This is a genomic window from Clostridium sp. AF35-15 (assembly GCF_003477745.1).
GTDB lineage: Bacteria > Bacillota > Clostridia > Lachnospirales > Lachnospiraceae > Otoolea > Otoolea fessa.
In genome coordinates this window covers 37011-61966 of the sequence record NZ_QUDY01000002.1, presented here as the reverse complement: position 1 = coordinate 61966, position 24956 = coordinate 37011, and the positions used below count along the sequence as shown (strand labels likewise).

Here is a 24956-nt window from a genome sequence, read left to right as displayed (position 1 = left end):
GCTATACCAGATTATAGTGTTCCGCAATCTTTCTGAATGCCGGAAGCGATCTCTCGATCTGTCCATATGATACGCAGTATGCAATGCGCACATAACCTGGGCAAGCGAATGAACTTCCCGGTACTACCAGTACATTGTACTGTTTGCATACCTCACAGAATTCCTTCTCATTCTCCACTGGAGATTTCACAAACAGGTAGAACGCGCCCTCCGGCTTGATGCAGGAAAATCCGCACTCTTTCAATCCGTTGTAAAGCAGGTTACGGTTGCGGTCGTAAGCTTCCAGATTCACATTCGCATCTACGCAGCGCTTGATGACTCTCTGCATCAGGGATGGCGCATTGACACAGCCCAGAACACGGTTCGCAATCGTTGCCGCCTGGAATACGTTTGCGCTCTCATCCATCTCAGACGGGATTACCAGATAACCGATACGCTCGCCCGGAAGGGACAGAGACTTACTGTAAGAGTAGCAAACCACTGTATTGCGGTAATATTTTGTCACATACGGTACAACCGCGCCGTCGTAAGCCAGCTCACGATACGGCTCATCGGACAGAAGCACGATCGATGTACCAAATTCCTTCTGTTTCTTTTCCAGAATTGCTGCAATCTTCTGCAGTGTTTCCTCGGAATAAATAACGCCGGTCGGGTTGTTCGGGGTGTTGATGATGACCGCCTTGGTTTTTTCGTTGATCTTTTCCTCAAATTCAACGAGATTCGGCTGGAAATCCACCGTATTCGGAGATACAACCACCAGCTCGCCGTCATAGTTGCGGACATAGGAACCATACTCTACAAAGTACGGTGCAAAGGTAATGACCTGCTCTCCTGGATTTAACAGGGTCTTTAAAATGACATTCAGGCCACTTGCCGCACCGACCGTCATCAGAATGTTGCCTGCGTGAAAGGAGGTGCCGAACCGGCGGTTTAACGACTGTGCGATCGTCTCGCGCACATCTTCATAGCCTGCGTTGGACATATATCCGTGTACAAACAGGGAATCTTCTTCCTTTACGATATCCTGAATCGCCTGATTTACCTCTGCCGGAGCCGGTACGCTCGGGTTTCCAAGGCTGAAATCAAATACATTCTCACGTCCATATTTCGCCGCCAGCTTATTGCCCTCTTCGAACATCATACGGATGGCGGAGTTATTTTTCATAAGCGGTATCATTTTTTCTGAAATCATTGGCTTGCCCTCTTTTCTATAAAATTGATCAATGCGGCAATTCAATCTGCATACAAGCAGCACTTTAACTTGCTGAATTGTCGTCTTTTTGTTATTATAGCAGATTTTATTTCATTTTTATATCTTAATCCATATATTTTTACCGCCCTGCAATCTTATGTGATACCAAAAACGCCACAACCGCTGTCACCGCGAAATAAAACCATGTGGACGGATTGCTGAACCAGGTTGTGAAAAACGATAACAGCATGTAAAGTGCAAACTGTGCGTACAGAAGATAGGTAATCGGATTCTGCACCTGGCGCATCATCCGCATCAGCAGATACGCCGCCGCTCCTAACAGGGCAGAAAAGACGAACACGCCAATTACGCCGAAATCGTAGTACGCATCATAAAACATCGTCAGCGTCGTCAGTTCTTCCTTCGTCACATAATATGGAAATGCCGTCAACGTCGGAACCAGAAACTTGAGTCCCGTCAGCGTCCAGAACGGTGCCAGCATTTTCATGCCCCAGCTGTGCTTCACAAGTCCCTTGACCAGACAGTCGAAATTATCGTAATTGTTTGCAACATAAATATACGGCTGCGTCACAAAAATCGGCAGGTGCCGTTTCATCTCAAAAACCGTATTCAGGTAGGCAGTATCATGGCTGCGCGCGATCGTCAGCAGAATGTAGAGCACAATCAGCCCCGCCAGCGCAAAAACAACGTAGATCGGATTCAGCTGGTGTTCCATCTGCATGTAGGTAATCAATGCCAGCAGTACCGCAAACAGAAGCTGGGAGCGCGACACGCACAGAAGCGGAATCGCCACCGCCGCTGCATCTGCCAGAAGCATACACACCAGCCGTCCCCGGCTGCGACCGCCCTCGATGCAAAAATAGATCACAGAGAGCGCCGGAACCAGCACACAGGACACCGTCAGATAATGAAGCCCGGTCACATGGAAATAGGAATAGGCATGCGGAACTCCATGGAGCAGCAGCGGAATATAGCCCATATAGACCGCCTCAATCGCGAAGCAGCCTGCCGATACCGCCGCCAGCGCCACCGCGCAGAAAAAAACAGTTCCGGCATAGGATTCCAGCCCCCGGCGCTGCACCGCGCCGGAATGACCGCCCACACGGACGGACGCTTCGCCGGAAAATGCTTCCAGATAATAAAAAGCCAGATAAAAGCCCGCAAACGCCGCCAGAAGTCCCAGCCACGTTCCCGCACTCCATGCCTGACTTAAATAACTAAGCTTCATACACGCCAGTCCCTGTCCACCTACAAAGGAAAGAGCGAAAATCCCCCGCAGATGCAGAAGATTTCCACTCCGGATATAGTCTGACGCATACAGATACACCGCCGCCGCCAGAAGCCCTGCGCCGGATAAAAGATAATGGCGGCTGAGCGCCAGAAGCAGCGAAGCCGCATAGCAAACCAAATAAACGATCATAGTTCCATCCTATCCGTACGTCTGTACACAGTCTTTTACCGCACCGTTTTTTTTCTACTCGCCCAGCCCGTCATCAACGATTTTCAGCATCGCTGACAGAGCTTCCTCCTCGTCTTTTCCATCACAGATAAACTCGATCTCATCACCGCTCTTGATGCACGCCCCAAGCACGCTCAGGACACTCTTTGCATTGGACACGGTGCCACGGAACTGGAACTGGACGGAACAATCGAATTTTACCGCCTCATTACACAGGATTCCCGCCGGTCTCAAATGCAGACCGGTCGGGTTTTTTAATTTGATTTTTGCTTTTACCATTATTTTAACTTCTTTCTCCTCATTTGTGGACGACGTACTATGCTTTATGCCGCATTGCCGCTCTCTGCATCCACATTTTCTTTTGCCGAGCTTGCCCCGCTCTCCCGGTTGGAACTGCTCTGGCTGTCCGTGTCTCCATGGTCACTCTCGGTGCTTTCCGTCGTCTGGGCGCTGGAGCTTCCATGCTCGCTGACCCGCACCGTCACAGCCGGTGCCGACAGCATCTTATACGCGTCCCCCAGCTGGAGCTGCGCCGTTGCCGTGTGCTCGCCCAGTCCCATGCCTGATACATCGACCCGGATATTCATCTTCGACGCCGACAGACTGCTTAAATCCTCCTCGAGTCCCTGTACCTTGACTTCCATCTTCGTATCCTCGACGGTATAGCTGTAGCTGCTGTTCTTTCCGTTTAGAGTCACATCCTCCGGTTTGACCGTAAAGGTTTTCTCCGTCAGCTTCTCCACCTGCAGTGTCACGTTGATTGTCGTGCTGTCCAGTCCCACGATCGTAAGCCCGGACGGCAGGTAATCATCCAGATCGATCTCGCACTCCACATCCTTTGTCGCGCCCTGCACATTGAGGGACGGTCCCTGAATCGTGATCGTGCTGACCGAAGCCAGATCGGTCTTGAGTCCTGCCACAGACACCGACTTGATATCCGTCTTCGGACCCGTATAGCGGTATCCATCCGCCACCTCGCCGCTGACGTCAAAATCAAGCGGTACTTCTTTTACTTTCAGGATCTGCATCGTATAAGAGACATCTCCGCCAACCGTCTTGACAGAATCTCCCAAATCTGACAGCACATTTCCATTGGCGTCAAAATACTCCGGTGTTGCTGTTCCACCGACATCCGCCACAGCACCGTCAATATTAAAACGGATACCCACGCTGCTGATCTGTCCGATCAGGGAGGTTGGTCCTTTGACCGTCACCTGAGATGGCACCATTGTCACCTCACCCGCCTCGTAACCGTCTGCCGCCTCGCCCTGCGGATACGCTTTCAGCGTAAATGCCTTGGTCTGCAGCGCCTCGGTCGTGATCTTGATGACCTCCGGGGACTTCACAACCGGCGTGGACTCCAGCAGTTCCTCATTGTTCACCACTTCCACTCGGATCGGGATCGCCCCCGTCACATCATACATTTCCGATAAATCCGCATAGGCGTTGAAATCCGACGCCTTTACCTTATAATCATCCTTCGTCCGGATCTTGAAACTGATCACCGCCGTTTTTTTGCCTACCACATCATAGGCAAGATCCGCCTGCTCCAGCACCTGATCGTTCGTGATCGTGACCGGAACCTCCCTCGTCGACACCTTGATCGGGTTCGCCACATTCACGACTGCCAGCCACACAAAGAAAGCACAGAACAGGGCAATCAGCTTGATCGCAAGATTATTCGTCAGCTTTTCTTTCATTTCTGCGTCTTCCCTTCCATATTCTGAAACGACCTGTGTTTTCCGTTTCCCGTTTTACCAGAACCGACAACATATCTCTCAGTTCATCGCCATCCTTGACACTCTTAAGCCGTCCGGACACAGCCACCGACACGCGCCCCGTCTCTTCCGATACAACCAGGGTCACGCTATCGGTCGCCTCACTGACTCCGACTGCCGCACGGTGTCTGGTTCCCAATGCCTTGCTGATATCCATATTGTCCGAGAGCGGCAGATAACAGGTCGCCGCCGTCACACGGTTACCGCGAATCACGACCGCGCCGTCGTGCAGCGGTGTGTTGTGCTCAAAAATATTGATCAGAAGCTGGCTCGTCACGATACCATCGACCTCGATGCCCGTCAGCTCGATCTCTCCGAGCGGCGTGCCCCTCTCAATGACGATCAAAGCGCCCGTCTTGACTTTTCCCATCTCAAAACAAGCACGCACCAGCTCTGCAATCGTCTTTTCGCTGAAATCCTCATTTTTCTTCGTATCATCCGTTGAAAACAGCGTCGTCAGCACGTTCTGGCTTCCGATCTGCTCCAGTGCTTTCCGCAGCTCCGGCTGGAAAATAACGATGATCGCCGTTACCGCAATGTACGACGTCTTTTCCAGAAGCCACAGAATCGTATCCAGTTCCAGGATCGCAGCTGCCAGAAAGAATGCAAGAATAAAAATAATACCCTTCAGAAGCGTCCACGCCCGCGTATTTTTGATCCAGATCAGCATTTCATATACCAGAATTGCTATAATCGCGATCTCTATTAAATTTTTAAAGGTTATCTTCGGTACGAACGAGATCCACGAATAAATCTCCGCCAGTATCTCTGCCATTCTTTTCCCTCCCTTTCGGGCTGCGTTTCTGTTACCAGTCACGTACATATGACCCGTCACGCATTTCTTTTAACAACAAGTTTCTTTTATAAAATAGTCTATCTTCTCTTTACTTTATTGATTTCCTGTACCTTTACATCCGTCCTCGAAATCGCAATCTTTGGAACCGCTTTCACATAGTAATAATAATCATCATCCTCAAACTGCGTGTACTCGGTCCGGCTGTAATCGACCGAAAAAACAAACAGCTGATAGATCAGCGATGCAATGACCGCACCAATCATTCCCACAACCAGCTCCGGCACGGACACCGGAACGCCAAAGCGGAAATCGCCGATAAACACAACCAGAATCTGTAAAATAAGGCCAGCTCCGATCGCGATCCCCCAGGAGTAGTTGATCGACAGTTTCTTGATCACACAGACCGTCAGCGCCCCCAGACAGCATGCCGCAATCATGACAAGCATCGCCGGGTTTGCCAGCAGGTTTTTGACGACCTGCGCCAGCATCTGCGTGATCTCAGTCTGCTCACTGCCTGCCAGGAAGCTTCCATTCTGCTTCACATACAGAATCACGTAGTACAGAAAAATCCCACAGCTCATCGGAATCACCGATACGAGGCTTCCAGTCAGTCCGAGAATCATCGGGACTGCAAACGGCATCTTCAGAAAAAACAAGAGCGGCGTTACAATCAGGTACGCGCTGTCACCCGGCTGAAATCCGTAATACAGCAGCACCACGATCAGAAGAAACACCAAGGTGATGAGCGCCACTTCCATCGATGCTGCAAAGAGCTGTGCCAGCAAAAAAATCCCAATCAGAAACGCAATGGCTCCAAATGGGAGAAATGCACATATAATTCCCGCAAACAGCGGCACCAGACCGCCGCTCAGTTTCGGCATCAGTCCGATGTTCTGGTTAATCAGAAACACCGCCGCAAAGGCAGTTATAAAACGCAGGAATGCATTCACAAATGCACTGTATCTCGCATAGAAAGCCTTGAGTGCTTCTTTCCCTGCAAGGAGTCCTCTCATCTGCCTCTCCTCTCTCTCTCCATTTTTCTGGCGCGCCGGCGTATATCGTAGCGCTTATCCAGATGTTTCAGTTTCGCTATGTAGATCCGGTTCATCTTTTCCTCGTACTCATACCGCTCGCCATACACGATGATCGTCAGCACGACATACAGAAAAAGCCCCCCGAGGTATAAAGCTCCTCCTCGAAAAGCCAGTCCCTTCAGTTCATCCATTCCTATCGAACTCAGAACTACTTCTACATTAAATAATATCCACATTCCAAAGAGAAGTATGCTGCACAATGTATAGCTTATAAATCCCCGGAGCAGATTGCGGCTGATATAGTCGCTTTTAAAATACTGATTGACTGTTTTCATATGGGAAGCATGCTTCTTCTCAAACAGTGCCAGTTCGGTCATTAATTTTATCTTGTCTTCGTTGAGCATACATGGTTCCTTTTTTATATATGCCGCGGCTTCCGGTCCAATACGTCCCGTTTCTGAAACCGCTGCGCCAAAAACGCATTCTTCCATAAATTATAACATAACTTTTTTCTCTTGGCGAGGGGGCGGGGGGATTTTTCATAGGTTTTTCATAAATTTGTAAGGGATTGTCAGACATCAAAAAAGAGCTCTGCCGATCACACATTTTCGCATGATCGGCAGAGCGTATCAAGTCTGTTTCATAAGATGTAAAAACCATGCCTTTTTTGCTTCTTTTTATGTTATGATACTTTTATGATGATACCAGGGTCAAAAGGTCAGAAGTTCGACGCAAGCTTGCTTGCAGGAGAATTTTTGACCTTGGGACCCGCCAAAAACATGAGTAAGTAGCCATTTTTCCAAGAAAAATGAGCGAATTACGAATGTTTTTGAAGATTGCGGGAGCATATAGTGCGGAGCAATCTGGTATCAGAGGGGGCAAAATGCCTTTTGACCCCAACATCTTTATGATATTAGGATCAAAAGGTTCGAAACATGCGTAAGCAGCCTTTTTCCAGACAATCAGAAGAAAAGAGGGATTTTGTTTTGAAAATCGCGATTGTAGATGATTTGTCCAGTGTATGGGTGCAATACCTCGCGCTCCCTTGCTTTGGCGTTTTATTTAAGCTGATAGTAGACGCCGAGAGCGGAATGATTTTATTTCTATATTTATTTATCATCGATTATCTGTTGGTCGTGCGTGCCGCCGCTTTCTACATCTGTCAGGCGCTCTTCGGCTACAACTTTTTCTCCTGGGAGACCGGGTGTTCCGGCTCTGAAAACACGCCGCCTTTCATCCGTCTCTCCGCGGTGCAGACGGGTACCTCCACCCTGTCCATCACCACGGACAACACCAGCGCATTCAGCCCTACCTGGATGAATGAAAAACTGGTATCGACCAAACCTGCGGGAAGCGGCATCGGAACCGAATCGATCCGCATGATCGCCGAACAGTACCACGGCGATGCACGGTTTGAATGGCGGGACGGCGTATTTTATGCTTCGGTATTGCTGAATCCGTAATGACACAAAAAGGGGATATCCAGTTTTTTCTGCTATCTCCCTACATAACTGGTTCCTGCAGCACGGTTCCCTCCGGGAATGCGGTACGGAACACGCGGCGCACCAGCGGACCTGCTACAATGAGCTGGAACGGAAGCGCCATGATGATGTTCTTCGGAATATTGGTCAGCCAGATGATGAGCAGCTGGCTCCATGCGCCGGATTTCACGCAGGCTTCCAGACCGCCATATAAGGACATAACAAATACCATCGGAACGACCATGCAGCAGGAGATCGTAATTACTTTACGAAGTGTGCTGCTCTCCGGTGATACAAAGTAACGGAACGCAATTCCCTTCGCCGGACCGGACACGATGAACCAGTCAAACAGAAACGCATACACGAATGCAAACGGGAATCCGATCCATCCTTCGCGGATCGTTTCCAAGGATAAATGTCCCATATGAAGGGTTACATTGTACATACTCATCCAGAGTACCATCGTGAAACACATGATAACGGAATAGATAAAACTTTCTCTCTTATTTCTTGGCATTTTCATTCTCCTCCTATAAAATAATTGCTTCTATCCAGATGCATCGGCAAATCAGTCCGACACACCCACGCACAAGATGCTGTCCGTGATAAATTTCACAAAATAAAAGGCAGCAGAAATCGGAAACTCGTTTCGATCTCTACTGCTGTATGCAATCTCACTGCGTTTTTTCAAACTATATTCAACTTGGGTTACGGTTCGCTATTATAACGTCTTTTTTCCATTCGTGTAAGCACTTTTTTTATTTTTTCACAATTTCATCATATTGAACGATCAATTTTTTTTATTTTTTATTCCGCTTATGCAACTTGACAAGAGCTGCTTTTTCAGCTCCCCTTTCATTTTTTCCGAATTTTTCCCTAAAAACAGGCAAATAGATATTGACAATACTGCCTTTATTCGATAGAATGTAATAGTATGTTTACATTGAACTGTCCGTGTCCAGGCTTTAATGCAAACCAAATACAAAATGAATTACGAATCAAAATAAAAGAATTTATGATGGAGGTACACTACATTGGCTAACATTAAATCCGCAAAAAAAAGAATCTTAGTTGCAGAGACAAGAGCTGCAAGAAACAAGGCTATCAGATCCAAAGTTAAAACTGCTGTTAAGAAAGTAGAAGCTGCTGTTGCTGCAAAAGATAAGGCTGCTGCACAGGCTGCATTATTAGCTGCTACCAGCGAGATCGACAAGGCTACTTCCAAGGGCGTATACCACAAGAATACAGCTTCCCGCAAAGTATCCCGTCTTTCCAAGGCTGTAAATACTCTGGCTTAATTATCCAGAGCGGATCTTTCGAATTATATATTAAAAATTAACCCAAATTAAAAAACCATTATTCTGTGGGTGTGACAGAATAATGGTTTTTTGTTGCTTCTTTTCCAGCCGGGTCCGGCCGAAGAACCGCTGATTCTGATGCTGGCACTGCCCTTTAGAATCAGCGCACGGAACTTCTGGGCTGACTGAGCAGCAGCTCCACCGCCAGCCGGTCGCCCATCCGCCCGGTCTTGACTGCCTCCTCGGCATCCACGCAGGTCTGCACATAGGAAATGAGCTGTTCTTTCGTAAATGCCGCCGCCTGGCTGCTGAGCTTTCCGGCTACGAACGGAGGTACTTTCAATTTCGAGGCAACCGTCCCCCGGTCTGCGCCGGACGCCTGCAATTCTCGCACCAGCAAAAGCTGGTTAAACTGTCTGGCAATCAGGAACAGGATCCGCATCGGCGGCTCCCTGAGTGTCAGCAGGTCTTCGTACAGATCCATCGCCCGCTTCGTCTTTCCCGCCGTGATCGCCGCTACCATGTCGAAGATCTTGTTCGTGATCTGCACGGTCGTGATGACTTTCACATCCTCTGCCGTCACTACCTCACTGCCCATCGTGTAGGAAATGAGTTTTTCCAGCTCCATCCGGATGTTTTCCATATCATCGCCGACGCGCTCCAAAAAGAGATTCATCGTGGACGGCGTGATCTTCCGCCCATTCTGCGCCAGGATCGTCGCCGCCCATCTGGCGAGCTGCGCGCTGTCCTGCCGCTTCATCTCCGCAATGTGACCCAGATCCTTGACCTTTTTGTAGAGTTTGTTTCTCTTATCGACCGCCTCCTCCACAAATACGATGCAGGTCGTGTCCGGCATCATCGGCAGATACTCCGCCAGCGCCTCCGAAGAAGTCTTGAAAAATCCGCTGTCCTCGATCAGAATCAGACGCCGCTCGCTGAAAAATGGCATCGTGTCCGCCAGACTGATCAGCTCGTTCACATCCAGCCCTTTTCCCTCGAAATAATTGTAGTTCATCGTATCATCGCCCGAGATCGCCGCCCGCAGCTTCTTTTTATAACTCTGCTTCAAAAACGCCTCTTCGCCGTATAGCAGATAAACCGGCTTAAATGTGCCATTTTTGATGTCTTCATTGATCGTCTGCATTAACTCCGTCCCCGCCTCCTGGTTCTATTCGATAAAAACAGATCCATTTTTTCGAATGTCTGTCCATCCGGTTACTTTCCTGTCTATTTTTTCACTTCCTACTATTATAAACATTTTTCTAAAATGTTGTCTACTGTAAACCCATAAAAAGAATAAAACAGCAGCTCCTTTTGTTGCTTGAAATTTTTCCTTGGTTCACTTTCAGTCAAAACCTACATTACCATCCCTAGCAAAAGATAGACCGCATACGCTACAATCCACGCAATCACGCACTGCGCCACCACGACAAAGCAAGCCCATTTTCCGCCCAGTTCGCGTCTGACCGATGAAATCGCTGCCACGCACGGCGTATAGAGCAGGCAGAAAACCAGCAGACTGACCGCTGAAAGAGGGGTCAGAATGTCACGCAGGCTCTGAGTCGTCCCGAACAGAACCGACAGCGTTGATACAACACTCTCTTTTGCCATAAATCCGGTCAGAAGTGCCGTGCAGACACGCCAGTCGCCTAATCCCATCGGCGCAAACAGTGGTGCAATCACACCAGAAATAACCGCCAGAAGACTCTGCTGGGAATTGGACACAACATTCAGGTGCAGATCAAATGTCTGAAGGAACCAGATTAAAATCGTCGCCACAAAAATAACTGTGAATGCTTTCTGCAGGAAATCCCTTGCCTTTTCCCAGAGAAGCTGGGCGACATTGCGCGCCCCCGGCATCCGGTAGTTCGGAAGCTCCATGACGAACGGAACGGCTTCACCCTTAAATAAAGTTGTTTTAAGAAGCATTGCCATCAAAATTCCCATCAGGATTCCCAACAGATAAAGTGCAATCATAACAATCGCCCCATGATGCGGGAAAAAGACAGCGGTAAAAAACGCATAAATCGAAATCTTGGCGGAACAGCTCATAAACGGAGTCAACAGGATCGTCATTTTTCGATCCCGCTCCGAAGAAAGCGTCCGGCTTGCCATGACTCCTGGTACCGTGCAGCCAAAGCCAATCAGCATCGGCACGATGCTCCGTCCGGAAAGACCGATCTTTCGAAGCAGTTTATCCATCACAAACGCCACACGTGCCATATAACCGCTGTCCTCTAAAAGCGACAGGAAGAAAAACAGCGTCACAATGATCGGCAGAAAGCTCAAAACACTTCCGACACCATTGCACACACCATCGATCAGCAGAGAATGGAGCACCGGATTGATACCTGCCGCTGTCAGCGCTGCGTCTGCCCGCTCTGTCAGCCATCCAATCACCAGTTCCAGACCATCTGAAAGGACCGCGCCAATCACATTAAATGTCAGCCAGAATACCAGACCCATGATTGCAATAAATGCCGGAATCGCCGTGTAGGTTCCAGTAAGAAGACGGTCAATCTTCACACTTCGCTGGTGTTCCCGGCTTTCCCTCGGTTTGACGACTGTCTGCCTGCAGACTTTTTCGATAAAACCAAACCGCATATCCGCAATCGCAGCTGCCCGATCCAGCCCGCGTTCCTTCTCCATCTGGCAGATAATATGTTCCAGCGTCTCTTTTTCATTCGTGTCCAGATTCAGACGCGCCTCAATCTCCTCATCGCCTTCTGCCAGCTTCGATGCAGCAAAGCGCACCGGAATACCCGCATTCTGCGCGTGATCTTCGATCAGATGCATAATACCATGCAGGCAGCGGTGCACCGCGCCACCGTGATAATCCGCATCACAGAAATCCTGCCGTCCCGGTTTCTCCTGAAAATGCGTTACATGAAGCGCATGATCGATCAGCTCTCCGATTCCTTCATTCTTTGCCGCTGAGATCGGGATAACCGGAATCCCCAGTTCTTCCTCCAGTTCGTTGACACGGACAGAACCGCCGTTCTGGCGCACCTCGTCCATCATATTAAGCGCCAGAACCATCGGAATATCCAGTTCCAGAAGCTGCATGGTCAGATACAGGTTGCGCTCAATGTTTGTCGCATCCACGATATTGATGATTCCCTTCGGGTGCTCCTGCAAAATAAACTGACGCGTCACCAGCTCCTCATTCGAATATGGCGATAAGGAATAGATTCCTGGCAGGTCGGTCACTTTCGTATTTTCATGTCCGCGGATCGTGCCATCCTTCCGGTCCACCGTCACACCCGGGAAATTCCCCACATGCTGATTGGATCCGGTCAGCTGGTTAAAAAGCGTCGTTTTGCCACAGTTCTGATTACCTGCCAGGGCAAACGTCAGAACGGTGCCATCCGGCAATGGGTGTTCCTCCGCCTTTGTATGGTATTTTCCACCTTCTCCGAGTCCAGGGTGATCGATCTCGCGCGCCATCGGAATCCCATGTTCCTTTTTGTCCGCTGCTTCGGTTCCTGCCTCGCGTACATTCTCAATCTCTATCTTCTCTGCATCCGCCAGGCGCAACGTCAGTTCATAGCTATGAATCCGCACCTCAACCGGATCGCCCATCGGCGCATATTTTACCATCGTAACCGATGCAGTCGGAATCAATCCCATATCCAGAAAATGATGCCGCAGTGCACCTTCTCCGCCAACTGTCCGAACGGTTGCAGTTTTTCCTATTGGTAAATCCTTTAATGTCATTCTCTGCCTCCATCTCTCTTCATTAGTCAAACTCATTGTATGTCATCAGACTTCTACATCCGCCTGATTTTGAAGCAAAGCATAGAGAGAAAAATACTATTGAAACTTTTTCTCAATTATGTTTCCAGATAAGTCTATTGTACTTTAGGGAATTTGTCAATCGTTGGAATCTTTAAGAATCTACCAATCAGAAAAAAAATAGAAAAGATAAAAGAAAAACAGCAAGGATGAATCATCCTCACTGTCTCAAAATAGCTGGGCTACAAGGATTCGAACCTTGAAAATGACGGAGTCAGAGTCCGTTGCCTTACCATTTGGCGATAGCCCAATCTTTTATTTCATAGCTGTCTCAGCCACATTTATTATTATATCATAAATTTTTGTTTCGTCAAGTATTTTTTTCAAACACTTATGTTTTTTTGAACAATTATAATTATTTACCAGTTCGAAACATTTTACAGTCTCGTAATGCCCCGGATATTTTTCCGTCACGAGGCTTCCTGCAAATAATTCTAATGATTCTTAAAATTCCTGCTGCCCGAATCCAACTTCTGGTAACTCCAGACATATCATGGTTCAGGCAGCAGGAATCATATATCCTCATACACTCCGCTTTAATTAGCTGACTCCGCATCTGTCTTCGTTTCTTTTTCCGTCGGCTTTGTCTCCATCTGACTGTACTCTGTCTCCGAGTGCGTGCTCTCTTTTACTGCTTCTGTCAGTGTCTCCGGCGCGCGGGATGTCTCGGACGGCTTTGTCTCCACTGTCTCATCATCCGCATCGTCGTCATCCTCATCAATCAGATCATCCGCAATATCCGGCGTCTCGAAATAGCCTTTTACCGTACCAAAGGAGCCGCCGTCCCGCACTGCCACTCCGCCGAGCGTAAACGTGCACTCCGTATTGGCTGGAAGCCCTTTGACGTGAATCTCACAGGAGGTTCCGCCTGTGTCCGTGATTCTCGCCGAATAGCTCTGACCGTCCGGATCTACCACCGACACGGTCGGATTTTTCCATTTAACCTTTTCCTTAAAAACGATGTTCAGCGAACCGCTCTCGTAATCTACATAGTCAATCTTCGCTTTCTTGCCTCCCGAATCGACTTCTTCCTCGTCCTCATCTGCTGCGGCGGTTGTCTCCACCGGGCGTACTGCAGTCGATGGCTGTTCTGCCGGCGTCGGTTCATTTTCCGGCTGACCGGTGCTTTCCACGGTCGTCTCCGCTAAGGTTTCTTCCTCGGTCTGCGGCAATGTCACCTCACGAACCAGAGCCGCATCCGTCTCAATGGTGCTGTCCGTCTTCGAATAACCTACCGTATAAGCACGATCCGCGATCTCCCGCGCAATCTCTTCCATCGTCATACCGGAAAATTTTTTCATATCATTTTCGGTCAGGTCGTTGTCACGGATCAGCTCCCGCAGAAAATACGCTTTTCCATAAGAAATATTGTATTTCTCCGCCAGATCCTGAATCTCCCCGGTTACCTTCATCCGCTGGTCATAGACAACCGCCTGTACCGCGTGTTCCTGCAGGGAAGACTCTACATCCCCTACGACATCCTGACGCAATGATGATGCCTTTTTCTCATTCTCATTGGACACGGTAACCAGAATCGCATTGTCCAGTTCATCCAGATAACCATTCCGGACCATCGAACCGATCAATGCGTTGACCGCAATATCAAGGTCTACATTTTTCAAATTCATATCATCCAGGATCGTCTCCGCATCCTCATTAAGCGGATTCGCCTGCAATACTTTCTCGTTCCGGTTGACGGAAAGCTCAATACTCGGATTGACATCGATGCCAATCACCGAATCGACACGGTGATTCTGGTAAAATGAAACACCGCCTCCTAACACAGCCACACACAGGCAGGCGGCTGCTGCCATCGCCACGGTCCTCATCCGGCGGTACATCCGTACACGGCGGGATGGTTTTACATAGATCTCCTGTGGCGTCGAGAGATCGATTTTATCGAATACGTTGGGAGTCAGGGTGTCCATCGCCGATCGCAGATGTGACTCAATCTCATCCTGTTCCCACGCTGTTTCAGAGTGATCGGTCAATGTACTCCCTCCTCTCTCAGGTGTTTTTTCAGTTTTTTCATAGCACGGTTGTACTTGGAAAGCACCGTTGCCAGCGGCATCTCCAAATCTGCCGCGATCTCACGATGTTTTAACCCCGCTGATGTCCGCAGAAGTACAATCTGCCGTTCTTCTTCATTTAATATTTTGAGTGCTGCGTGTAATACCATCTTATCCGCAGCATCCTCTATCTGGGGACAGAATTCCCCTGTCTCCATCTCAGAAAGATCCGAAAGCCCGATATCCGCTTCATGCTTCTGGTCACGGAAACGCATATAGCAAAGATTTCTAGCGATCGTAAACATCCACGCCAGCGGTTTGCCCTGCGACTGATAGCTTCCAGCAGAAGTCCAGACCTTTAAATAAAGCTCCTGCATGACCTCCTCAGAGTCCTGCGGATTCCGCAAAATCGACAGAATAAAACCGTATATAGTTTTATCCGTATTCTGATAAAGCTGCTGAAACGCCGCCTTATCTCCCTCTGCCACTCGCAAAAGCAGCTTTTCATCGCTCATCTTATCATAGGCGACCGTCTCTTCCATGGTCGTTAAAAGCCCCATCAAAAACATGGACGAAATTTCCTTTCTATATAACTTAATGCAGAGAAACCAGTTCTTATTGCATTTGTTATGAATTTTTTCTGATTTCTGTCCAGCTCCTCACGGCAGCTGGCAAAAATCAATGCAGCTTTATTCATACTCGACCCGTTCCAGAAAAAGCCCCTCCGGCGGCGCCGTAAAGCCTGCCAGCGCTCGGTCACAGGAAAAAAGCGCCTCCGCCACTGATTCTGGTGTCCGCTTATGAAGTCCTACCTCGATCAGTGTACCGGTAAGGATTCTTACCATATTATATAGGAAGCCATTACCACGAAAATGCAGTTCGCACACACTTTCCTGCATGGTCAGCTCAATAGCAGTGAGATTCCGCACCGTCGATTTTTTCATCCGTTTCAACGAACAGAATGCTTTAAAATCGTGCTCACCCGTCAGATACGCAGCCGCCCGTCTCATGGACGCTATGTCCAGCGGTTCCCCCAGACCGTACACATATCGGCGCTCAAATACATTTTTCTTCGCTGCCGTCTCAATCCGGTAGCAGTACGTCTTGGAAACAGCATTTAAACGGCTGTGAAAACGCGTTCCCGCCTCCTGTGCCGATAAGACAGCGATATCATCTGGAAGATAGCGGTTCATATACGCCTTTATCTCCTCTGCACTCATTTCATCACAGGATGACGGCAGATGAAAATTTGCCGTCTGCCCCCAGGCATGGACACCTGCATCGGTCCGCCCGGAACCGTGTACTTCAACCGGCTGACCTGCCATTTTTTCAAGAATCTGTTCTAGTTTTCCCTGAATTGTCTTGTCTGTATTTCCCTGTTTCTGCCACCCGTCATAGCGGCTTCCGTCATACTGTAGGGTGATTTTTATATTTCGATCCGGCATATTTTTTCTCCATGTGTTATCCATTTTCATTCTTTTTTATTCGTAAATATATCTGTCCCGCCGCCAGATACAGCAACGTTCCGGTCAGCGCTCCTGCCATATCCAGCCACACATCGCTGATCTGACCAGAACGCCCCTCGGTAAACAGCTGAATCGTCTCATCCAGAAATGGAACCGCAAATATAGCGATGCGGTGGATTTCCAGCCATACATGTCCGTCCGGTGTCAGCGCACACATTCTCCCAGTCCCATCTCCCCGATCAACCAAATCCTCTATCCGCATTTTTTCTGAGACAGTCCGGTTCCTGCGCACACAGGCATCACTCTGTCTAAGCAGCATTCCCAGCCCTGTATATTCAATAAAATGAGCACATTTGCGCACAATATGTTCGGTCAGCCATGGTACAGCCACTCCGGACTCTGCTGCCAGCTTCTGCAAAAACCGGAGGATCCGTCCGCTCTCCGCCGATGACTGTACTGCCGGACGCATGGAATTGGAGTAGATAAACAAAATATATAAAATTAAAACAATATGCCAGATCCAGACCGTCACCAGGACTCTCTGTCTTCCCCGGATATTTTTTTCCACATTCATCTATAAATTCCTGTATCCATTCTATCTTCTATTGATTTATATCTTTACTGATTGGATTGTAAAATGCCGCTCTCTGCAATCCGGCGCACCGCCAGCGCAATCGCATCCTCGTCCTGCACCAGTGCCATCCGCACATGACCTTCGCCCGACGGTCCAAATGCGCTGCCCGGTGTCACCAGAACACCTGCTTTTTCAAATAAAGCCTTTACAAACTCCAGTGAATCCGTAAATCCTGCCGGGATCGGCGCCCACACAAACATCGTGCCTTCCGGTTTTTCCATCTTCCAGCCGATGGATGCAAGTCCGTCGCACAGACAGTCGCGCCGTCTCTCATATGCCGCCCTCGTCGAAGCCACACAGCTCTGGTCACCGCTGATCGCCGCGATCGCCGCTTTCTGAATCGGCAGGAACATACCATAATCCATGTTGGATTTCAATGTTTTCAGATGACTGACCACTTCCTCATTTCCCACACAGAAGCCGACGCGCGCGCCCGCCAATCCGTACGTTTTTGACAGCGAATTAAACTCCACGCCGACCTCGCGTGCGCCCGGAAAACGCAGGAAACTTCCGCAGGTTCTTCCGTCAAACACAAGCTCACTGTAGGCGTTGTCGTGAAGAACGATAATATCATATTTCTTTGCAAATGCAATCAATTCCTCATAGAAACTGTCTGGAGCCAGCACCGCCGTCGGATTGTTCGGGTAGGAAACAATCATAAATTTCGCTTTCTGAGCGACTTCCTCCGGAATTTCCTTCAAATCAATGATGTAGTGATTTTCTTCGCGCTGCGGCATATAGTAAAGCTCTGCCCCCGCCAAAGACGGACCATCCGCAAACACCGGATAACACGGATCCGGTACCAAAACCACATCGCCCTCGTCCACGATCGAAAGTGCGATGTGCGCCAGTCCCTCCTGGGAACCGAGCAAAGAGCAAATCTCTGTCTCCGGGTTCAGCTCCACTCCATAGCGGCGCGCATACCAGTCGGACACTGCCTCCAGAAGTGCCTGCTGATCCTGAATTGCATACAGGTAATTTTCCGGTACCAGACAGGCTTCGCTGAGCGCCTTTAAAATATGCGGTGCGGGGGCAATATTCGGTGCGCCGATGCTCAGATCAACGATCATCTCCCCCTCCGCCAGTTTTTTCTTCTTCATCTGCGCCAGCATGGAGAACACGCCCTCGCCAAACCGGTCCATTCTATTTGCAAATTTCATCTTGTGTTGTCCTTTCTTGAAAGAAATCTCCGATTTTCTTTCCTTTTCTATTTCTATTTTTATCTCTATGAATCCTCTTTAAAACTCTAATAATTCCCATCCGCCCGATCACTCTGTCAAATGACTTATTCAACCAGTTCCACCAAATCACATCGAACTGCCCTCGCTGAATCTTATCAATCCAGCTTTGCATCATCAGGCTATATAAGTATTAATTATAGTACATGGATATGGGAAAGTAAAGGGAGGATAACAGCTCTCGCCAGCTATTATAACTTTTCAAAAATGTTGTAAAAACAACGGACTTTTCTATGCCGGACGATTATACTTATCATGTACTTAAGAAAACAAAAAATCAAAATAGATGTTCTGACATATCTCATCCTTTCATGTATGAAGATCGGTCAGATGCACATGAATAAGAAAGACGAGGAATTTATATGGTACGAAGAATTGTAGAAATTGATCAGAAAAAATGCAACGGCTGCGGTCTCTGCGCTTCCGCCTGTCATGAGGGCGCGATCGGCATGGTGGACGGTAAAGCAACCCTTTTAAAAGATGATTACTGTGACGGCCTGGGCGACTGTCTGCCAGCCTGTCCGACTGGCGCGATCTCCTTTGTCGAGCGCGAGGCGGCGGCTTACGATGAGGCGGCAGTCCAGGTCCACATGGCAGCACGCAAAGCAAAGCAGGTATTAGAGTCAAACGCAGCGGCAAACACATCCGCACGTTCCGAAGCAAAACCGGCGACACCGGCATTTGGCGGATGTCCTGGATCCATGAGCCGTTTCCTGAAACGTCCTGACACAGCTGCTTCCCATGCATCCTCAGCAGCCACATCCACAGGCGGTCCTAGCAGCGCTGCTTGTGACCATTCAGAAAACACCCCAATAAGCGCTCTGTCCAACTGGCCGGTTCAGATCAAATTAGCCCCGATCCGCGCCCCGTATTTCGACGGTGCCAAACTTTTGGTCGCTGCCGACTGTACCGCTTACGCATACAGCCGCTTCCATCAGGACTTTATTCATGGTAAAATAACTTTGATCGGATGTCCAAAGCTTGACAGCATCGACTACTCCGAAAAGCTGACCGAAATCATCCGCAGCAACGACATCAAGAGCGTGACCGTTGTCCGCATGGAGGTTCCATGCTGCGGAGGCATTGAACAGGCAGTTAAAAATGCCTTGCAGGCAAGCGGAAAATTCATTCCATGGCAGGTAACAACCATTTCGATCGATGGGCGGATTTTAGATTAATATCTGCCATTTCCCCGATTGACCTACCCAACCATTTCGTGCAGGTTCCGCTCTCCATACACACCTGCCGAATGGACTCAATCAGACTCAAAAGAATACGAAAATTTATATATCTAAACGAGATTTTATTAAGGAGGTTCATTATGGAATACCCATACATCAAAAACATTACTCACGAAAAAGTGCAGTCTTTAGCCGGCCTGGTAAACGCAGAAGACGGTCAGATCGTCAGCAAGACTCTGGCACAGAACGAAGCTGTCAGCGTTACTCTGTTTGCATTTGCAAAAGGCGAAGAAATCTCCACCCATGATTCCACCGGAGATGCGATGGTGACCGTTCTGGAAGGCACCGGCCGCTTCACGGTCGATGGCGTCGAGCACCTGGTTCACGCAGGCGAAGTTCTCGTCATGCCGGCGAAAAAGCCGCACGCCGTTTATGCACCGGAAGCATTTAAATGGATGTTGACGGTTGTTTTCCCATTTAAATAAAGACTGCGCTCAAACTCTTTTTACCATGCAGCCCGACTGATAGCAGCCCTTATCCATTTATTCCAAAACAGGCATAACGCAGGAATCCATGCATGATTTTCATCCTTTTCTCTGCGATATGCCTGTTTTTCATTTTATAAGCACATGGTTGTGTTCATTTTTCCAGTTAATCTCCCTTCAACAGATATGAACAGCAGCTTCCAGCTTTCATTATTCCACATACTCATGCGTCTCCACCCACTGCAGCAGCTTTTCAATCGCCGGATTCGGGTTGCTCTGACGCCATGCGATCTCAAAATCAAGTTCTTCCGGGCTGCCGTCCGCGCGGAGAAGCGGAACCACTACCAGATTCCGCGCATTCCGATAATGGCGGACGGCATATTCCGGGAGAATCGCCACGCCAAATCCCGCTGACACCTCCAGAAGCACCGTCTGTACCTCCCGTTCACGCGCCACGATATTCGGTATAAAACCGCCCTTATTGTAACAAATCAATACTTCCTCCGCCTCATCGTTGGAACGCCCCTGCGGCTGCATGATGATAAAGTCTTCCCGCGCCAGATCACGGTACATCAGATGGCTCTCTCCCGCCAGCGTATGCCCCGGATAAAGAACCGCCATCATCGGAAATCGTTTGAGGAACCGGTGCTTTAAATCCTCGTAATTCTGCGTGTACAGAGACAGATTAAACGCAAGATCGCAGGTTCCATTATCTAACAGCTCATAGAGCGCGCTCATATTTTCCCGCAGCAGATGAATCGAAATATTCGGGTACGCCTCATGAAAACTTCTGAGCGTCTCCGAAAAACGGCTCTGCTCATATCCCCGGATAAATCCGATCGTCAGCTCCCCAGCTACGCCTTCCGCTGCCGTCCGCGCGAGCTTCGCCGCCTCCTCGGCGCGGACCAGAACCGCCCGCGCCTCGTTCAGATATACCTTTCCCGCCGCCGTCAGCTCGACATGGTGCTTGTCCCGCACAAAAAGCGGCACCCCGATCTTCTCCTCCAACGACTGAATCTGCAGCGTCATCGCTGTCTGCGAAATAAAACATTTTTTCGCCGCCCGCGTAAAATTCAGCTGCTCCGCCGCCGCCACAAAATATTCCATTTGTTTTAAATTCATCTCATTTCCCCATTTCTATATCCTATATGTAATCGCGTCTTTTCGATCGAGCAAAAAAATGAATCATGCCGCCCAATTTACGGGCTTTCGATCTGGCTTTTCCTGTTTTGTTATAAGTTTCCCTTATTATAATATCTGTTCTTTCTATTGGCAAGTTTTTCATTCATCCTTTATAATTTTTAATAGTCAACAAAAGAAAGTGAGTGAAAGGTATGAAACAATTCAAAAATTTCTACGAAGGCACATACGCCAAGTACATTCTGCCGGGCGTCCTGTTGCAATCGGTTCTGATTGGCGGCGGCTATGCAACCGGACGTGAGATTTATTCTTACGGTGCGAAATTCGGAGCGATGGGCTGGATCTCCGGACTGACGATCGGCATCGGTTTTGCCCTGTTTGCCTTCCTGACCTTTGAGATCTGCCGGATCTACAAGGTTTACGATTATAAAAACTATATCAAGCAGGTCATTGGACCGCTCTGGCCGATGATGGATATTTTAACTGTCCTCATCGCGATTCTGCTGATTGCCGTTATGGCAGCCGCAACTGGAAGTATTTTCGAGCAGGTCGGACTTCCGAATATTCTCGGCTCCGTTGTGATCGTTCTGATCTGCGGACTCCTGAACTTTAAGGGTTCCAAGGTGATCGAGAAATTTGAATCGATCGGTACTATTTTACTGTACGGCGGCTATATTCTGTTTACAATTCTGGTACTCGTCAACAAGGGCGGCAACATTTCCCATGTATTCAGCACGATGGACACCAGCACCTACGACGGCTCTGTCACTGTTCCGCTGTGCATTTACACCGGTATCCTGTATGTTGCCTACAACATCAATTCCATCCCGATGGGCATGTTCTCCCTGACACGCCAGACCAAACGGAAAGAAACCTTTATTTCCGGTCTGATCGCCGGTCTTCTGATGGTTATTCCGTGGTTTTTGTCTTACTTTGCGATGATGTGCTTCTACGGTGACACCTCCATCGTCGGCGCGGATGTCACAACCCCGTGGATGGAAATGATCAAGGCAGTCAACGGCGGACCGGCACTGATGGCACTGTTCAGTCTCGTTATGGGCTGGACGCTGGTTGAGACGGCAACTGGCTGCATCCACATGATCATCGACCGTTTCGACGTTGCCATGGAGGAAAAGGGCGCTGCCAAGCTGTCCGATACAAACCGCGGTATGATTACGGTCATCACGCTGATCGCTGCACTCGTATTATCCCGCGTCGGCGTTGTCACCTTGATCGAGCAGGGCTATTCGTACCTGTCTTACGGATTTATCCTCTTCTACCTGCTGCCGACGCTGCTGGTAGGCGGATATAAGATTATTAAACATAAAGACAAATAAATATGTAATGATAAGAACACATCCGCCTGTGGGAGATTTCATCTTATAGGCGGATGTGGTATAATGTAAACACTTGACGAGGTATTTTCGAATCAACATAGAAAGGAAGTATATGCAATGAAATATGTCGGATATTACAATGGAGAAATCGGCCCCCTCGAGGAAATGAAAATCCCGATGTTGGACCGCGCCGTTTATTTTGGAGATGGCTGCTACGATGCCACCACCTTTGCAAACAACAACATTTTTGCCGCAGACGACCACCTCGACCGTTTCTACAACAGCTGCAAGCTGCTGGAAATCCCGTTTGAAATGTCGCGTGAAGAACTGCGTGCCGAGCTGCAGAAATGCATCGATGCCAATGAGATTGACCACGGTATGCTGTACTGGCAGTGTTCCCGCGGAACTACCTATCGTGGACATCAGTTTCCACCTGCTTCCGTAAAACCAAATCTGATGATTTTTACTGTTCCGTGCGACCTGATTCCATTTGATAAGACTTTCCGCCTGATCTCGATGGAGGACACCCGTTTCCTGCACTGCAACATCAAGACGCTGAACCTGATTCCAAGTGTCATCGCTTACCAGCGCTGCATCGAACAGGGCTGCCAGGAAACGGTCTTCCACCGCGGCGAACGCGTCACCGAATGCGCCCACAGCAATATCTTAATCATCAAGGACGGCGTTCTCCGCACCCCACCGAGAGATAATCTGATTCTTCCGGGCATCACGTTAAAACATCTGCTGATGTTAGCTGAGAAAAACGGCATCCCGACCAGCGAGGCACCATTTACCATGCAGGAACTGGCAGACGCCGACGAAATCATTGTCAGCAGCTCCGGCGGGCTCTGCATCCAGGCCGTTGAACTCGATGGAAAACCAATCGGAGGAAAAGATCCGAAGACGCTGAAGACTTTGCAGGATGCTTATGCGGAGTTTTATGCGGAAGATACGAAGGTACGGTAAAAATCCATAAATTTGCCAAGAGCTGTCACTCAAAACGTGGCAGCTCTTTTTCGCTTGCGACATGTTTCTGCTTCGCACAAGTGCGCATCCTCGCGGAGCATTTTTTGTTTCACAGGACGCAATTTCCTATGAAATAAAATAAGGGATCCCTGTATTTACAAGGATCCCCAGGACGCGGAGACGGAGAGATTCGAACCCTCGTGCCGGGATGAACCGACAAACGCATTTCGAGTGCGCCGCGTTACGACCGCTTCGCTACGTCTCCAGATATTAGGTGTTTCTCTTCGAAACACCTATACTATTATACATGATATTTTGACTTTTGTCATCTGTTTTTTTCACTATTTACTGATAATACGCATCAATTCCGTTCGCAATTCCCCCGGCAATCAATTCCTGATAATCATCCCGTGCCATCTTCTGATCTTCTTCCGGGTTGCTCATAAAGCCCATCTCGACAATGGAAACCGGTATCTTACACCAGTTGATGCCGCTCATGCTGTCTGTCTCCTGCACACCGCGGTTCTTGAAGCCGGTTGCCGCGCAGACAGAGTCCGTGATCTTCTTGGAAAGAGAATAGCTTGCCGCGTGAAGCCCGCCGTTGTACGGGTTGGACGCCGTCTGGCACATGGAAAGAGTACCGTTGACCGTCGTGTTATCCAACGAATTACCGTGAATCCGGACGAAAATGGAGGCGCCGCTCTTGTTGGCGATCTCCGCTCTCTCCGCATTGCTTAAGTTGACATCGTTGGACTCGCGGATCATGACGACCTGATAGCCTCTCTCTTCCAAAATCCGTTTTAACTTCTTCGAAACTGATAAAGTCAGCTCATATTCCGGCAGCTTCGTCGATATGCCCTCGGTGCCGGAAGCCACCTTCGCCTTCATGGTTGAGGAGCCCGGTCCGACTGGTTCTTTGTCCGGATTGCCCTTTGCCTGATGTCCCGCGTCGATCGCTACGATACGTCCATTGGACACCGGTGCACCCTGTGCATCCGCTTCTGCCCCCTGCGCTGTGACCGTCGCTTCCTCACTGCCCGGCTCGGTCGTCGTCAAGTATTCGGAACGGATAAAACAGCTCTTGTCCTTATAAAGCACCTCGCTCCAGCCGTCTCCGATACCGACGCGCTGCACGCTGTCGCCCTGATTCAGCTGTGTCACAATCTCATACTCCGTTCCACAGCCCGAACGCACGTTGAGCAGGTTCTCAGTCGCATACACTGTCTCGTCGACACTCCGGAAGCCGCTCGCCGTCGTTTTGTCACTCTCCAGCTCGCTCTGATCCGCAACCGCCGCTGCATCCGCCTCCTGAATGCCCTGTGCATCTTCCAGCTCCAGACTTTGCTTTGCCGCATTCGGCACCTGTTTCTTCGCTGTCTGTTCCGCCGGTTCTGTCTCAGCAGCCGCCATCTGCACCTGCTTCTGTGCCTGATTCGGAAGGGTAAATCCCGCATGGCTTACGCCAATGGAACCCGCCGCGACCACAATCGCGGTCACCGCCGCCCAGAAACGTTTCCGGTAATCCGGTGTGCCTGGCTTTCTTTTTCTGCTTTCTCCTCTTGCCATTTATAAAAAACTCCAATCTTACAGAAGATTCTAACCTCTCCATGATCCGCGCATTCACTGTTTCCAATCAATCGCATCGC

Annotated in this window: 23 protein-coding genes and 2 tRNA genes; 6 read left to right on the top strand and 19 right to left on the bottom strand. The window is 49.2% G+C overall.

The window, feature by feature from the left end; genetic code table 11:
* Position 1 precedes the first annotated feature (1 nt).
* From DWZ76_RS03345 to DWZ76_RS03315, 7 genes are all read right to left on the bottom strand, one after another.
* A complete protein-coding gene (locus DWZ76_RS03345; RefSeq protein ID WP_107001247.1) occupies positions 2-1192 on the bottom strand; it encodes a pyridoxal phosphate-dependent aminotransferase in 1191 nt (396 codons plus the stop codon).
* 139 nt (positions 1193-1331) lie between these two features.
* Positions 1332-2633: an O-antigen polymerase gene (locus DWZ76_RS03340; protein WP_118471868.1), complete on the bottom strand. Its 1302-nt coding sequence runs from the start codon at positions 2631-2633 to the stop codon at positions 1332-1334.
* Positions 2634-2687: 54 nt separating this feature from the next.
* Entirely contained in the window at positions 2688-2951 is a 264-nt protein-coding gene (locus tag DWZ76_RS03335; protein ID WP_107001249.1) for an HPr family phosphocarrier protein, read from the bottom strand.
* A 44-nt stretch (positions 2952-2995) separates the two neighbouring features.
* Positions 2996-4372, bottom strand: a complete 1377-nt coding sequence (locus tag DWZ76_RS03330; protein WP_118471866.1) for a CdaR family protein — start codon at positions 4370-4372, stop codon at positions 2996-2998.
* Positions 4350-5225, bottom strand: coding sequence for a diadenylate cyclase CdaA (cdaA, locus tag DWZ76_RS03325; RefSeq protein ID WP_118471864.1), 876 nt, complete (start codon positions 5223-5225; stop codon positions 4350-4352). Before cdaA ends, DWZ76_RS03330 begins: the two co-directional genes overlap by 23 nt.
* A gap of 98 nt (positions 5226-5323) precedes the next feature.
* On the bottom strand, positions 5324-6259 hold the full coding sequence (locus tag DWZ76_RS03320) for an ABC transporter permease (RefSeq protein ID WP_118471862.1): 936 nt from the start codon (positions 6257-6259) through the stop codon (positions 5324-5326).
* A complete protein-coding gene (locus tag DWZ76_RS03315; RefSeq protein ID WP_118472007.1) occupies positions 6256-6684 on the bottom strand; it encodes a hypothetical protein in 429 nt (142 codons plus the stop codon). The genes DWZ76_RS03320 and DWZ76_RS03315 overlap by 4 nt, the downstream gene beginning before the upstream one ends.
* A 582-nt stretch (positions 6685-7266) precedes the next feature.
* On the opposite strand from DWZ76_RS03315, the gene DWZ76_RS03310 reads away from it, so the two are divergent.
* Positions 7267-7743 carry a GHKL domain-containing protein gene (locus tag DWZ76_RS03310; protein WP_182431258.1) on the top strand — a complete coding sequence of 159 codons (477 nt, stop codon included), beginning with the start codon at positions 7267-7269 and terminating at the stop codon, positions 7741-7743.
* 40 nt (positions 7744-7783) lie between these two features.
* On the opposite strand, the gene DWZ76_RS03305 is transcribed toward DWZ76_RS03310, so the two are convergent.
* Positions 7784-8278, bottom strand: a complete 495-nt coding sequence (locus DWZ76_RS03305; RefSeq protein ID WP_117795985.1) for a DUF2798 domain-containing protein — start codon at positions 8276-8278, stop codon at positions 7784-7786.
* 517 nt (positions 8279-8795) lie between these two features.
* On the opposite strand from DWZ76_RS03305, the gene rpsT reads away from it, so the two are divergent.
* On the top strand, positions 8796-9059 hold the full coding sequence (gene rpsT / locus DWZ76_RS03300; protein ID WP_022358531.1) for a 30S ribosomal protein S20: 264 nt from the start codon (positions 8796-8798) through the stop codon (positions 9057-9059).
* 160 nt (positions 9060-9219) lie between these two features.
* On the opposite strand, the gene holA is transcribed toward rpsT, so the two are convergent.
* From holA to DWZ76_RS03260, 8 genes are all read right to left on the bottom strand, one after another.
* Positions 9220-10203, bottom strand: a complete 984-nt coding sequence (gene holA / locus DWZ76_RS03295; protein WP_118471858.1) for a DNA polymerase III subunit delta — start codon at positions 10201-10203, stop codon at positions 9220-9222.
* A 212-nt stretch (positions 10204-10415) separates the two neighbouring features.
* Positions 10416-12776, bottom strand: a complete 2361-nt coding sequence (feoB, locus tag DWZ76_RS03290) for a ferrous iron transport protein B (RefSeq protein WP_118471856.1) — start codon at positions 12774-12776, stop codon at positions 10416-10418.
* A gap of 255 nt (positions 12777-13031) precedes the next feature.
* Positions 13032-13104, bottom strand: a tRNA-Gln gene (locus DWZ76_RS03285).
* 286 nt (positions 13105-13390) lie between these two features.
* A complete protein-coding gene (locus DWZ76_RS03280; RefSeq protein WP_118471854.1) occupies positions 13391-14845 on the bottom strand; it encodes a hypothetical protein in 1455 nt (484 codons plus the stop codon).
* Positions 14842-15432 (bottom strand): sigma-70 family RNA polymerase sigma factor, encoded by a 591-nt coding sequence (locus DWZ76_RS03275; RefSeq protein ID WP_118471852.1) that lies wholly within the window; start codon positions 15430-15432, stop codon positions 14842-14844. The genes DWZ76_RS03280 and DWZ76_RS03275 overlap by 4 nt, the downstream gene beginning before the upstream one ends.
* A gap of 120 nt (positions 15433-15552) precedes the next feature.
* Positions 15553-16308, bottom strand: coding sequence for a tRNA pseudouridine(38-40) synthase TruA (truA, locus tag DWZ76_RS03270; RefSeq protein ID WP_118471850.1), 756 nt, complete (start codon positions 16306-16308; stop codon positions 15553-15555).
* Between the two features lie 16 nt (positions 16309-16324).
* Complete coding sequence (locus DWZ76_RS03265; protein WP_118471848.1) at positions 16325-16903, bottom strand: VanZ family protein; 579 nt, start codon at positions 16901-16903, stop codon at positions 16325-16327.
* 44 nt (positions 16904-16947) lie between these two features.
* Positions 16948-18123, bottom strand: a complete 1176-nt coding sequence (locus DWZ76_RS03260; protein ID WP_118471846.1) for an aminotransferase class I/II-fold pyridoxal phosphate-dependent enzyme — start codon at positions 18121-18123, stop codon at positions 16948-16950.
* Between the two features lie 440 nt (positions 18124-18563).
* On the opposite strand from DWZ76_RS03260, the gene DWZ76_RS03255 reads away from it, so the two are divergent.
* Positions 18564-19379: a 4Fe-4S binding protein gene (locus DWZ76_RS03255; RefSeq protein WP_118471844.1), complete on the top strand. Its 816-nt coding sequence runs from the start codon at positions 18564-18566 to the stop codon at positions 19377-19379.
* A gap of 143 nt (positions 19380-19522) precedes the next feature.
* Positions 19523-19867, top strand: coding sequence for a cupin domain-containing protein (locus tag DWZ76_RS03250; protein ID WP_107001261.1), 345 nt, complete (start codon positions 19523-19525; stop codon positions 19865-19867).
* A 210-nt stretch (positions 19868-20077) separates the two neighbouring features.
* On the opposite strand, the gene DWZ76_RS03245 is transcribed toward DWZ76_RS03250, so the two are convergent.
* A complete protein-coding gene (locus tag DWZ76_RS03245; RefSeq protein WP_118471842.1) occupies positions 20078-20989 on the bottom strand; it encodes a LysR family transcriptional regulator in 912 nt (303 codons plus the stop codon).
* A gap of 212 nt (positions 20990-21201) precedes the next feature.
* Between DWZ76_RS03245 and DWZ76_RS03240 the strand changes: the two genes are divergently transcribed.
* Together DWZ76_RS03240 and DWZ76_RS03235 are read left to right on the top strand one after the other, a co-directional pair.
* Entirely contained in the window at positions 21202-22344 is a 1143-nt protein-coding gene (locus tag DWZ76_RS03240) for a hypothetical protein (RefSeq protein ID WP_118471840.1), read from the top strand.
* A 117-nt stretch (positions 22345-22461) separates the two neighbouring features.
* Positions 22462-23310, top strand: a complete 849-nt coding sequence (locus tag DWZ76_RS03235; protein ID WP_118471838.1) for an aminotransferase class IV — start codon at positions 22462-22464, stop codon at positions 23308-23310.
* Between the two features lie 175 nt (positions 23311-23485).
* Here DWZ76_RS03235 and DWZ76_RS03230 read toward each other — a convergent pair.
* Positions 23486-23575 (bottom strand) — tRNA-Ser (locus DWZ76_RS03230).
* Positions 23576-23655: 80 nt separating this feature from the next.
* Positions 23656-24876 carry an N-acetylmuramoyl-L-alanine amidase gene (locus DWZ76_RS03225; RefSeq protein WP_118471836.1) on the bottom strand — a complete coding sequence of 407 codons (1221 nt, stop codon included), beginning with the start codon at positions 24874-24876 and terminating at the stop codon, positions 23656-23658.
* Between the last annotated feature and the right edge of the window lie 80 nt (positions 24877-24956).